Here is a 12896-nt window from a genome sequence, read left to right as displayed (position 1 = left end):
ATCAAAGAGGTCGGTATGGACGGTAAGAAGAGCGCTAACGTCATAGCCTTTGTCTACGGCGGGTATTTGATGAGATACGTGTATCTCATCATCGTCGTGCCGTTCTATGGGCGCGTGCTGGGCGTCGCGGAATATGGCCGCGTGCTCGCTGCCATGTCGCTGATGAACGTGATCTGGATGCTCGTCAGCTACGGATTCACGTTCGTCGGCATGCGCGAAGTTTCCAAGGCGCAAGACACGAACGAATGCAACGCCATCTATTCGCTGCATACCAGTGCGCGCCTTGTGTTGGCTGTGTTGGGCGGCGCTGTGGGACTCATCGCGACGATGTGCTCGCCGGCATTGTCCGAGCGGCCTTTGATCGGCGTTCTGGCGACGCTGCTCGGCATCGTGTCCGCGTTGAATCTCGGCTGGCTCTACCAGGGCCGTCAGCACTTCAGAACACCGATCATGATCGAGGTGTTCGGCTTCGCGCTGAGTCTCGCGCTCGTGCTGAGCCTGGTCAAAGGGCCTGCGGACTCGATATGGGTTGTCGCGAGCCTGTTCATTGCCGGCATTGCATCGGCCGCGATCTCTTATGGGCTCGCGACGTTTCAACTGGGCCGGCCGCGCCTTTCGTTGTCGGGCATCGTTCCGCTGATAAAGAACTCGACGATGCTCTTTTGCTATTCGTCGGGTTCCGTCGTGCTGACGGCGTCATCGACTTATCTGCTGACACTGTTGTCGACTCCGGAACAGGTCGGCTATTTCGGTGCCGCCGAACGTTTCGCGACGATCGCACTGGCCCTGATGGGGCCTGCGGGACAGGTGTTTATCCCCACGATCTCCCGCCAACTCGCGCAGGGCGACAAGGCGGGTGCGCATGCCACCACACGACGCGGCGCAATGTTGCTGCTTGGTTACGGACTGCTCGTTTTTTGCGGTGCACTGGCGCTGTCGCCGTTCGTGCTGCCACTGATTCTCGGACACGCGTTCACGCCTAGCGCGCGGGTGTTGCAGTGCTTTGCATGGATGTTCCCGTTTGCCGCGTTCAACGAATTCGCGGCCTTCTATGTATTCGTTCCGCGAAGGAAAGATCGCGTGCTTGCAATTGCGGGAGCAGCGGCGGGCATCGCGAATCTTGGCTCGGCGCTGTGGCTCGCGCCGCGATTTGGGGCAGAAGGCATGGCGTTTGCCCGTGTTATTGGTGAACTATCACTTTCGGTGATGCTGCTGACGATCATGGTGCGTCTGCAACTCGTCACGCTGCTGCCGGGAGCGGGCCGCGCGATGGAACTAATGGCACGGATGGCGTGGGCCAAGCCACATGCTGGAACAGGTAAAGACGAATGATATTGACGCGTCAGATGTTTGACTGCGTCGGAGGTGGATTATCAATGATGTTGCAACGTGCGTCGGTACTTATGAAGAGCGCAATAACAGACGGACCGGAAGAGCACAGGAGGTGGAAGTGAAAGTTGCGATTGTTCACGATTGGTTGGTGGTATCGGGCGGTGCCGAAAAAGTATTGGAGAACATCATCGAGTGCTTTCCCAACGCGGACCTGTTCTCGATCGTCGATTTTCTGGAAGACCGCAAGTGCATCAAGGGAAAATCCGTCTCGACGTCGTTCATTCAGCGAATGCCGTTTGCACGGAAGCGCTATCGCGCGTATTTGCCGTTGATGCCGATTGCGATCGAACAGCTCGATCTCTCGGGCTACGATCTCGTCATCTCCAGCTCGCATGCCGTTGCAAAAGGAGTGTTGACGGGCCCGAACCAGCTGCACGTCAGCTACGTCCATTCGCCGATACGCTATGCGTGGGATCTCCAGCATCAGTACTTGCGGGAGTCGCATCTGACGGCGGGCTTGAAGTCGGTTCTGGCGCGCGTGCTGTTGCACTACATACGCGGCTGGGATTCGCGTTCGGCGAATGGCGTCGACTATCTGCTCGCGAATTCGCAGTTCATTGCGCGGCGAATCAGAAAGGCCTATCAACGCGATGCGACGGTGATCTATCCTCCCGTCGATCTGAGCAACATGCGGCTGCGCGAGCGCAAGGATGATTTCTACGTGACCGCGTCCCGGATGGTGCCGTACAAGCGTATCGATCTGATCGTCAAGGCGTTTTCGCAGACGCCGGAACGCCGCCTGGTTGTCATCGGCGACGGACCGGAGATGAAGAAGATCAAGGCGGTTGCGGGCGACAACGTGACGATCATGGGTCATCAGCCCTTCGATGTGCTGGTCGACCATCTACAGCGCGCACGTGCGTTCGTGTTTGCGGCGGAAGAGGATTTCGGCATTTCCGTCGTAGAGGCACAGGCTTGCGGCACGCCCGTCATTGCGTATGGCAGAGGGGGCGCGCTCGAATCGGTGATGGGTCTGCCGCTTGAGCGGCCCACGGGTGTCTTCTTCGGCGAGCAGACAGAGGAATCGCTGCTCGAGGCCGTGACCCGCTTCGAAGAGAACACGAGCCTCTTCGACGCGCGTGTGTGCCGGAAAAACGCGGAACGCTTTTCGTCAGAGAAGTTCAAGAGAGCGCTGATGTCGTTCGTCGACGCGCGCCTGCCAAATGAATTCGTCGATCGCACAGCGCCGTATGCGATGAAGGAACGCGCGCGCGACGACGAACATCATCACCAGCTGGCTTGATTCGAAAGCTGGCTTCCGGCCTTAATCGGGACTTTGGCGGGAGGAGAAGCGTCCTCCCAGTGCGGACAGAGAACGCATATTGGACAGCGCGCATTTGACCGTGGGCGCATGTCCGCGAAGGACCTCCGACTTCGCATCAATGATGTCCTGAAGCGGCGCCTTGTGTCCGTAGGCCACAGTCGATATGGCGAGCAGACTCACCGTCGCCCAGATCGGCCGAAACTTCCTGAACTCCACGTGCAACGCGGTTCGCAGGAACCACGCAGCAGCGATCACACCGACCACCCAGCCGACGATCACTTCCATCACCGAATGCGAGTGATCGAATACGCGCGAGTAGCCCGTCAGGGCCCCGATCAGCAGACCCACCACGATGCCCGCCAGAGGCGGCCGGCGCCACCATTTCAACAGCAAGGCGATGGTCACGATCCACACGGCAGTGGAGAGCATCGTGTGCCCGCTGATCACGCGGAAGTCGCCAAGCGGCAGCGATATGCCCCACGTCGAATAGAGAACTTTGGTCGCGCCGACCAGCGCCATTCCGCAGGTCAGCGCGAGAATCCATCGGCACGCGAGGACCACATCCACCCGCGCAAGCCATGCAGCGCACAGAATGGCTACGGGTACGGTCAGCGCCGCATCGCCGATGTTGGTGAAAATCATCCACATACTGGTGCGATCAAATTGGCTGAGGTTAATTCCGTGTTCTAGCAACATGTCCTGGAATAGCCCGGGAGGGTGGAGTCGGCACGACGGGCCGCGGGTTCAGCACCGGGCGATTTTGCTGAACCGGGGCGCGCTCGGAGCGCGAGGCAAGCAGAAGTGACACGACAAGGGAGAGGATCAGAACATTCGACGGCGTGACTAGCCGGTGTTCGGTGGCCGCCATCACGAGCAGGCATATCGAAGAAAGTTCGACGAACCGGAATCCCGCGAAGTTCCGTCCCGCATCCCTCAATGCGCTATAGGCGGCGCCATCCTGACTCCACTTGATGAGCTTCCAGTAGAAGGACAGCAGGAGGAACAGTCCGACCACGCCAAGCTCCGCGAGGAAGTTCAGATACGAGTTGTGCGCGTGCGAGTCGCTGTGTTCGACGACGATATCCGAAGGCACACCGAGCAGGCCGAAGTACGACACGACACTGCGGATCTGGTCGTCGAATGAACCGAATCCCATGCCCACGATCGGGCTCTTACTGAAGTACGTCAGCGCGCGCGGCCACAGCCATTCATAGCGGATGTCGAGATTCGCGACCTTCGCATCCGAATTGTGAATGGTGAATGTGTAGCCCATGTAATCGACGTTCGGTCTCACGTGATACATCGCGACGCTGATCGACGCGATGACGAGGCCGCACATCAACGTCGCGAGCATCCAGCGCTTCCGCCCGAAATACAGGTACGGCAAGACCGCCATCGCGCCGAGCAGCGACCCCCGGCTGTAAGTCGAGAACAGCATCAGGAAGTTGAGGAAAAGCATCGAGAGGAGCAGCTTGCTGCGTTCCTGAAGGTAGCAGGCGATGCCGAGGCAGAACAGCATCGCGAGAAAGCCGCCCGCCGCATTACGCGCGATGAAGAAACTGCCGAAGCTGTCGTCGGGATGCTTGAAGATGCTCAACAGTCCGTTTTGCGCGAGGTAAACCAGGTACGGCGGAATATTGGCGACCACCGCGCAGATGAAGAACGAACGGAGGATCTTGTTCAGATCGAAGCGGTGCGCGTACACGCAACCGGCAAAAAATGGCGCATAGGAGATGAAAAAGTTACCGTCGCGTCGATAGAACTCGAATTCGGTCAGCGAGTGCGGATCGTAGAACAGCGTCGAGATCAACGCGAACAGCGTAAGTGCCGTCAGCGGTGCGAAGAACGAAGGATAACTGCGTCCGAAGAAGCGCCACGCGCAAAGAATAATCGGGACAAAGCCCACTGCGCTAATCGGTACGAGGTTAGTCACCGTCAGGAATAGCGCAAGTAACGATATGTAAGCCATGTCGACTCTCGCGATTAAAAATGCTCTGTCATTGACGACTACTCGGCTGTCATCAATGAACTTGTAAGAGGATGAAACTGCGATGCAGCGAGCGATCGCGTGACGATCGGCTTGCAGCAGAAGAATTGCGTACAGTCTTGACGTGCAGTATTGATGCCAGCGTTGAGAGCACGTCTGCTGTGGCAGGATTTGCGCAGATATGTGAGACGGCACAGGCTGTCATGCTCGCTTCACGGAGAAGACAATAGCGCCGCGCTCGTTGCAAAGTACCACGAATGGAGATGGATTTCCACGCCGGACACAATCAGTAAAAGATAACTTGGCGAGCGGATGGCCGATATTCGAAAGCTTCAGCGGGCGGGGCCATAACTTCAACCGTTCGCGCCAGAGGTGCTGATGCGCAGCGCAACCTGTCTATCATCGATACAGGTCGAATTGAATGTCGTGGCCTTGGGTCGCTATCAAAACGTCCGCGGGATGGTGTTTTCGTTATCGGTCGAGAACATCTTCCATTCACTATGCAGGATCGTGAGAGCAGGGCGCGGTGACGAACGATCGTCTGTCGATCGTTCGCACAACTCTGCTTGATGCGATCTTCGCCCATCAAGCTGTGGCGTCGGTGCCTGAATCAGGCACACGCCCACGATGTGTAGTTAAAGCGACGCTTGTCTGGTCCTGCGACGTTCTTTCGTGCGAACGATGAGAACGAACTTCAATGCCAGGGAGATTGAAGTGAACAAACAATTGATGAATGTAGAACAACACGCCGTTGCAACAGTTGTCGCCGAACCCGCTGCGGATTGCCGGCGGCTGGTGCAGGTCATTCTCGCGGGCGGGTCGGGTACACGTTTGTGGCCCGTGTCCCGCGAGCAGTATCCGAAGCAGTTGATCGGCGTTGTCGGCGATCAGTCACTGCTGCAAGCGACGATGAAGCGAATGGATGGCTTCGCGAAATCATGGGATGTGGCGGCCGAGCCCGTCATCGTATGCGGCGCAGAGCATTCGTTCGCGACTCGCGAGCAGGCTCAGCAATGCGAAGTCAAGCCGCGCATCGTCGTCGAGCCTGCGCGTCGCGACACGGCGCCTGCGTTGACGCTCGCTGCGTTGGCAGCAAGCGCCGATGGCGACGATCCCATCCTCGTGGCGATGCCCGCAGACCATGCGATCGCCGACATCGCGGCTTTGCAGGCCGCCATCGAACAGGCCGCGCAGCTCGCGCAGGCCGAGGGCGTGATCGCGACGCTCGGTGTGCCGCCGACACGCGCCGATACCGGCTTCGGCTATATCCGCCTCGGTGCGCCGCTCAAGGACGGCGCGCATCGGATCGACCGCTTTGTCGAAAAGCCCGCGGCCGAGCTGGCCGCTGAATACGTTGCATCGGGCAGCTACTGGTGGAACAGCGGCATGTTCGTGGTGCGCGCTTCCGTGTGGCTCGACGCGCTCAAGCGCTTTCAGCCCGAGATGCACGCAGCGTGTGTCGAGGCCCATACGAACGCGAAACGCGACGACGTGTACATCACGCCGGGCGCGGAAGAGTTCGAGCGTTGCCCGTCTGATTCGATCGACTATGCAGTGATGGAGCAGCTCGGCAAAGAGGGCTCGCCATTCACGGGTGTCGTGGTGCCGCTCGAAGCAGGCTGGTCCGATCTCGGTTCGTGGGACGCCGTGTGGGAAGCCATGGACAAGGACGAGTTCGGCAACGTCGCGAACGGCCGCGTCATGATGGAAGGCGCGACGGCTACGTATGCGCGTTCCGAAGGCGGCCGGCTGGTAGCGTGCGTCGGCACCAACGGGCTCGTCGTCGTCGAAACGGACGATGCCGTCCTCGTGGCGGATCGCTCCCATGTGCAGAACATCAAAGGACTTGTATCGCGTATTCGGCAGACGAAATCGCCGGAAGCGGAAAACCATAGAAAAGTACGCCGCCCTTGGGGCTTTTACGATTCGATCGATCACGGGGATCGCTTTCAGGTCAAGCGGATCGTCGTGAGCCCCGGCGCACGTCTGTCGCTGCAAATGCATCATCACCGGGCAGAACACTGGATCGTCGTAAGTGGAACCGCACTGGTTACGCGCGGCGAAGAACAGTTCTTGCTCACTGAAAATCAGTCAACCTTCATTCCCCTTGGCGTGCGGCACCGTCTCGAGAATCCCGGGCATGTACCTCTTCAGATCATCGAGGTCCAGTCGGGCGCATATCTCGGCGAAGACGACATCGTCAGGTACGACGACCAGTACGGCCGTTGCAACTGACTGACGGGTGTTGCACATGGGTGATGGATAGAAGGGGGGTAGTGATGCGTGCAATGACAGGTCTACTGGCCAGGGTGTTCGACGTCGCCTTGATCGTGACGGGTGCGCTCGTGGCATCGCGAATACGGTTCGACGATGCCTCGCAGCAAGGGTTCTATCTTGCGTTTGTCGCGTTTGCCGCGGCGTTTTCGCTCGCCATTTTTCCGGCACTCGGTGTCTACGAGTCGTGGCGCGGACGCTCGAAGCGCGTGCTGACGGGTCAGGTGGCGTTGGGCTGGCTGATCGTGCAGGCGTGCGCGTTGGCGCTGATGTTCTCGCTCCATCGCATCGACTTCGTGTCGCGTCTGTGGTTTGCGTACTGGACGGGTATTTCCGGCGGCTCGTTGATCCTCAGCCGTCTCGTGATGCACAGGCTGCTCGGCCGCGCCCGCAATGCCGGTCTGGATTTGCAGCCGGTTGCGGTCGCCGCTTGCGGAGAGCACTGCAACGAGATCATTCACCGGATGGAGAGCGAGACTGCATCGGGCTTCCGGCCGCGGGCGATCTACAATCTGCGACCCGAGGCGGAGACGTCGCCGCACGTGCCCGCATTCGACGATCACAAGGCATTTGCCAGCTACGTTCGCGAGCAGCAGATCAGCGAAGTGTGGCTCGCGTTGCCGCTCGCCGAAGAGCGCACGATTCTGAAGCTCGTGAACGAGTTTCGCAATGATCTGATCAACATCCGTTTCATGCCGGACGTGCGCACGCTCGCATTGTTCGAAGGCGGCGTGACGAGCCTGCTCGGTCTGCCGACGATCAATCTCGCAGCGTCGCCGTTGCCGCCGAACGCAATGGTGAAGAAGGACATATTCGATCGGCTGTTCGCGTTCTGCGCAATCTTGGCGATCTCCCCCATTCTGCTTGGCTGTTCGATTGCGGTGAAGCTGAGTTCGCCGGGGCCCGTGTTCTTCAAGCAGCGTCGCAAGGGCGCGGATGGCCGGGTTTTTACGATCTACAAGTTCCGCACGATGCGTCTGCACAAGCAGAAGGCGGGCGTGCTCGAACAGGCCAAACGCGGCGACCCGCGCATCACGGCTGTCGGCGGCTTCCTGCGTCGCACGAGCCTCGATGAATTGCCGCAATTCTTCAATGTGCTGCGCGGCGAGATGTCGGTGGTCGGCCCCCGTCCGCACGCAATCGAACATGACGACCTGTATCAGAACGTCGTGTCGGGCTATATCCATCGCTACCGGATCAAACCCGGCATCACGGGCTGGGCACAGGTGAATGGATATCGCGGCGAAACGGATCGCATCGAGAAGATGGAAGGACGTGTCGAACACGATCTCTACTATCTGCGCAACTGGTCTTTCAGACTCGACCTGCGCATCATCGGCGCGACGATTTTCAAAGGCATTGTTCATCCCAACGCGTACTGAGCATAAGGCCAAAAATAATGAACGTTCGACAGGGAGCGGATAGCGGACTTGGCTGGCTGAAGCGCGAAACCAGTACCATCGCGAGCGATCTCGAGAGCGCCGTGAGAAAGTCGCTGAAGACCGTTGGGCGCCGCAAGTTCCACTGGGAGCACGCGCTGCAGGCGAAGAGAATTCTGCGGGTGCTCGAAAAGACGTATGGCAAGGCGGACCCGATGAACCTCAGGCTCGCCGACACGTATGCACGCGACGTGTTCGGCGATGCCGTCTACGCGCCGTGGCTTCGCGCCTATACGGCATTCAACCGCAAGTTCAAGGAAGGCTGGATTCCCGACAACTTCTACGGAACCGTCGTCGTCCCGAGCATGAAAGGGTGGCACGGGAAGATCTCAAACCTGAAGACGGTCTCACGGCTGATCTTCGGGAGCGAGAGCTTTCCCGACGTCGCGTACTTTGCTAATGGCCTGTTCTTTTCGGCTCAGAAGGTGGCGATTCCGCAGGCGCATGTCGAAGGGCTCGTATTTCAGAACGCGGATCGGGTCGTCTACAAGCTGGACGGGTCCGCGCGCGGCTCGGGCATCTACATCTTCGACCGGAAGTCATTCGATCCCGAAGTGATCAGGTCGTATGGCAATGGCGTAATTCAGACGTACATCGAGCAGCATCGCGTGTTCAGCGAATTCACATTGAATTCGGTTGCGACATTGCGCTTTACGACAGTGGTCGACGACGCGGGCGACATTTCCGTTCGTTCGTGTTTCCTGCGCCTCGGAAGAGCGGAGCATACGCACGTCACGGCGGAAGACGAGGTGTGTGTTCCCGTCGATCTGCTCAAGGGCGAATTGCGTCGCGAAGGCTATCTCGACAACTGGCTGCCCGTCGACGCGCATCCCGATTCCGGGTGCTCTTTCGAGGGCGTCAAGATTCCGGCCTTCTGGAAATGCGTCGCGACCGTGCTCGAGCTGCACGGAAAGATTCCTTTCGCTCGATGCGTCGGCTGGGACCTGACCGTCGACGTCGATGAAAACGTCAAGGTGATGGAATGGAACGCCGAGCATAACGACGTCAAGTTCAGCGAGGCTACCCAGGGTCCGTGTTTTTCGGATCTGAAATGGGAACGCCTCAAGGCTTCGCTCGCGTAGGTGCGGCGATGCCTCAAGCAATCAGAGTGGAGAAATCCGCGCTCGGCGCGCAATACGGCGAGCAAATAAGCGAGCAATCAAGCGAGCAGAAAAGCGGGCGGCGAGTCGGCCTTGAGATGGAGCGCGACTTGAGCGAACAGCTTTGGTGTGTGCACATCGAAGGGATCAACGATTACGTTGCGGCCATGTCGCGTGAGGCAGCCGAACGGGAGGCATCGGCGATCAACGCATATATCGGGCACGCGGGCGCAAGGCGCCCGCGTCGATCGTGAGAGCCATTGCGATCGAATGGCCTTTTACCGCGGCCGGCCATGCACGGTCGCTTGAAGTCGACTGGGACGATTTGCAGCACATGCCGCACAGGCTCGCGGACGCCGACAGCTCCGATGAGGGGCCGCTGCCTTCGATATGGCGGCGGCTCAAGGCGTTCGTGCGCGGAGCGTGAAGCAAAAAGGCATGCGGACACGTGGAGACACGATGACGCACGAATACGGTTTCTTCCGCTGAGCTTGCATGACTCAGCGTACGAGCCGACAAGATTGTTCATTGACTAAAGCGGAGTCCGACATGTGGAATAGCATCGGTGCAAGGGTGATGGTCGTTAGCGCTTTTCTTGCGCTAGCGGGTTGCGGCGGAGGTGGCGGAGGCGGATCGAATTCCTCGTCTTCCGGCAGCACGAGTTCGCCGCAACTCGCTGCCGCGACGAAGGTCGACGACGGCACAACGCTCGGTGATACGAATTGGCCTGCGGGCTCGACAGCAACGGGTGGAACGGGACAACCGGTGAGCGGCCTGAACTGCGGCCCACGCGGCAATGCGTACACCTACTCGCATCTGTCGATCTATATGAACGGCAGGCTGCTGGCATTGCCTGAAAACATCGGGACCGTCGAGCCTACGATGGCCGTGCAGACGGGTTGCGCGTATCCGCTGCACACCGACGATCAGACGGGCAAGATCCGCATGGACTCGAGTTCCGGCGCGTCCTTTACGCTCGGCCAGTTCTTCGCGATCTGGGGGCAGCCGCTGTCGACGTCGAATGTCGCGGGATTGACGGGGCCTGTCACGGTCTATGTGAACGATGGCGGCACGCTCACGAAATACACCGGCGATCTCGCGAGCCTCCCGTTGCCCGTGCATGGTGAAGTGACGATCATGGTCGGCACGCCTCTCGCGCAGATTCCCACTTACACATGGAACGATCCTCCGCCGTTCAATCAGCAGCAGCCGATCGCCCTTACCTTTGGCGGCACGATCGGCGCCCCTAACTGGGCGAGTGGCAGCACGCCGACGGGCGGCACGGGTGGGCCTGTCGACGGCATCGTCTGCGGCGTGGGCATGAGCGAGGCCTATCACGTGCACGCGCACGTGGCGATCGTCAGAGATGGTCAAGGGCTTGCGCTGCCTGCGCAAATCGGCATTCCGTCAGCGTGCAACTACGAGATGCATACGCACGATTCGACGGGGATCATCCACATCGAGACGCCCAGTGTGAAGGCCTTTACGCTCGGCCAGTTCTTCGACATCTGGGGCGAACCGCTGACGACCACCAACGTGGCGGGTGTGATGGGCAACGTGATCGTGTACATCAACGACAACGGCGACGTTCGGCGCTATCAGGGCGATCCGCGCAATATCGAGCTGCTCTCGCACCGCGACATCACGTTGCAGATCGGACAGCCCATCAGCACGCTGCCGACCTACACGTGGACGGACGAGCCGCAATAAGTAGCGGGAAGAATGGGCGGCGCCGTCAGGCCGCCGCCCCGACGCGCGCGCGTGCCTCGTCGTCTGTCGGTACGGACAGCAGCACGGCTTGCACGACGCGCTCCACGCCCGGCCAGTTCTTCGCGTGTTCTCCGGGCACATACTGCTGCGGAGACACGCTCACATAAGGCGGCGGATAACCCCATATCGCGTCGTGAACTTCCGGTCTTGTCACGCTTCCGCCGATCACCGCAACGGTCGGACGGCGGAACGCGGCCGCGACATGCATCAACATCGAAGAATTCGTCAGTATGACGTCCGCGTTTTCGGTCAGCGCGAACACGATGCGCATGGACGCTTCGCCGGCCCGCGAGCGAACGGGCACGCCCGGCCCCGCCGCGGCGATTGCCTCGGCGGCGCGCGCCCGATCCGCTTCGCTTCCGACGATTACGATGTCGCAAGCGCAGCCGCCCTGTTCGAGTGCGTGGGCGATGTGCGCGAGCGCGACGCCGACCTGTTGCGCGGGCCATGCCTTGGTCGGCACGCCGGCTCCGACGCCGACGATCATGCGCACGGTTCTGCGGCCGGGCACGTCGCCGGCGCTCCAGATGTGTGCGGCCTGTGTGCGCTCGTCGCCCGTCAGGAAGAGTTGCGGGCGCACTTCGGGCAGCACTGTTGCGCCGAGCAACTCGCCTTGCGCGAGCGCCGCGCGTCCGCACTGGCGTCTCGCATATTCGACGTAGGCCTGGCACGCGCTCCATCCGCCGCGATAGCCGCGCACGCCGATGCGATACCGCGCGCCCACGCGCATCATGAGCAACGCACCCATATAGCTGCCCAGCACGTCGATCGCCACGTCGAAGCCGCCTCGCGCGCGCAGCGCGGCGACCTGCGGAGACTTCCACAAAAAGCGCAACACGTTGCGATGCGAGCGGTCATCGATCAGCTTGTTGTTCCAGGGCGCGTCGAGTTCGACGATCTCGTCGATGAACGGATTGTTCTCGAGTATCGGCCGCCCCCAACTGCCGATGCCGGCGATCAGGCGCGTCGTCGGGAAGCGCTCGCGCAGCGCTTCGAAGAGCGGCGTCGTGGTGAGCAGTTCGCCGAAATCGTTCGGGCGCAGCACGAGAATTTCACGCGGCGTATCGCGCCGCGGGTCAAAACGTGGCGGGCAGAACCGGCCGGTCAGCCAGACCGGCGTTTCGATCAGCAGACTTTTCCAACCCATCGCTTCTCCATGCTGGCGCGTGGTTGTCGCCGTCGGTGCGCATTGTCAGTGCGCGTGTGCGGCTGGCTGCGTGCGCGTCGCGTCGATGCGCGCGCGGGACCGGCCGGATATGGCTCTGATTGTGCATGGGCGAGACCGCATGGAACCGCCGAGGTCGCTCTCTTTTCCGCCATCGTGTGTGGGTTTGGGCACAGGCGGTTGCGTCGATTGCGGGCGCTTCTAACCTTTCAAATTAGCGCGATTTGTATTGCGGAAATATTTCAATGTCGATAAATGCGAGGCATTAAATTGAATAAATCCCGCTGTAATCAACCGAAATATAAAGGCCGTACAGTTTTAATGTTTTCTTCAGGTTGTACCACTACGATCGCCTTTGCCTGCTCAATCGCGATCGTTGTTCGTTGATCAGCCTCTTCCAACCTCGCGAAGCGTTCATTGGAACGGCGGTCGTCCCCGGTGTTTCCGCTTCGTGTCACTCCGCGCTTCTGCGGTTCTTCACGTGCGGCTGCGACTCATCGATTAC

9 protein-coding genes are annotated in these 12896 nt (G+C 60.0%); 6 read left to right on the top strand and 3 right to left on the bottom strand.

The features are described from left to right. The first annotated feature begins 15 nt into the window (after positions 1-15). Entirely contained in the window at positions 16-1332 is a 1317-nt protein-coding gene (locus BN2476_RS05380) for a lipopolysaccharide biosynthesis protein (RefSeq protein ID WP_087733108.1), read from the top strand. 118 nt (positions 1333-1450) lie between these two features. Continuing rightward, the gene (locus BN2476_RS05375; RefSeq protein WP_087733200.1) at positions 1451-2635 is read left to right on the top strand and encodes a glycosyltransferase family 4 protein; all 1185 of its coding nucleotides are present in this window, start codon (positions 1451-1453) and stop codon (positions 2633-2635) included. 21 nt (positions 2636-2656) lie between these two features. Here the strand turns inward: BN2476_RS05375 and BN2476_RS05370 are convergent, their stop codons facing one another. Both BN2476_RS05370 and BN2476_RS05365 read right to left on the bottom strand, forming a co-directional pair. Then, positions 2657-3304, bottom strand: coding sequence for a phosphatase PAP2 family protein (locus tag BN2476_RS05370; protein WP_087733107.1), 648 nt, complete (start codon positions 3302-3304; stop codon positions 2657-2659). 25 nt (positions 3305-3329) lie between these two features. Then, complete coding sequence (locus BN2476_RS05365) at positions 3330-4625, bottom strand: O-antigen ligase family protein (protein WP_087733106.1); 1296 nt, start codon at positions 4623-4625, stop codon at positions 3330-3332. Positions 4626-5372: 747 nt separating this feature from the next. On the opposite strand from BN2476_RS05365, the gene BN2476_RS05360 reads away from it, so the two are divergent. From BN2476_RS05360 to BN2476_RS05340, 4 genes are all read left to right on the top strand, one after another. Then, positions 5373-6878 (top strand): mannose-1-phosphate guanylyltransferase/mannose-6-phosphate isomerase, encoded by a 1506-nt coding sequence (locus BN2476_RS05360; RefSeq protein WP_087733105.1) that lies wholly within the window; start codon positions 5373-5375, stop codon positions 6876-6878. 44 nt (positions 6879-6922) lie between these two features. Continuing rightward, entirely contained in the window at positions 6923-8299 is a 1377-nt protein-coding gene (locus BN2476_RS05355) for an undecaprenyl-phosphate glucose phosphotransferase (RefSeq protein ID WP_087733104.1), read from the top strand. A gap of 113 nt (positions 8300-8412) precedes the next feature. Beyond that, positions 8413-9438: a sugar-transfer associated ATP-grasp domain-containing protein gene (locus tag BN2476_RS05350; RefSeq protein ID WP_087733199.1), complete on the top strand. Its 1026-nt coding sequence runs from the start codon at positions 8413-8415 to the stop codon at positions 9436-9438. Positions 9439-10005: 567 nt separating this feature from the next. Beyond that, entirely contained in the window at positions 10006-11166 is a 1161-nt protein-coding gene (locus BN2476_RS05340) for a hypothetical protein (RefSeq protein ID WP_173819588.1), read from the top strand. 25 nt (positions 11167-11191) lie between these two features. On the opposite strand, the gene BN2476_RS05335 is transcribed toward BN2476_RS05340, so the two are convergent. Then, positions 11192-12373 (bottom strand): glycosyltransferase family 9 protein, encoded by a 1182-nt coding sequence (locus tag BN2476_RS05335; RefSeq protein ID WP_087733103.1) that lies wholly within the window; start codon positions 12371-12373, stop codon positions 11192-11194. Between the last annotated feature and the right edge of the window lie 523 nt (positions 12374-12896).

Origin of the sequence: Paraburkholderia piptadeniae, from assembly GCF_900007165.1 — a bacterium.
Classification (GTDB): Bacteria; Pseudomonadota; Gammaproteobacteria; order Burkholderiales; family Burkholderiaceae; genus Paraburkholderia; species Paraburkholderia piptadeniae.
Note: the sequence above shows the minus strand (reverse complement) of the source record. Positions and strands in the feature narration are given on the sequence as shown.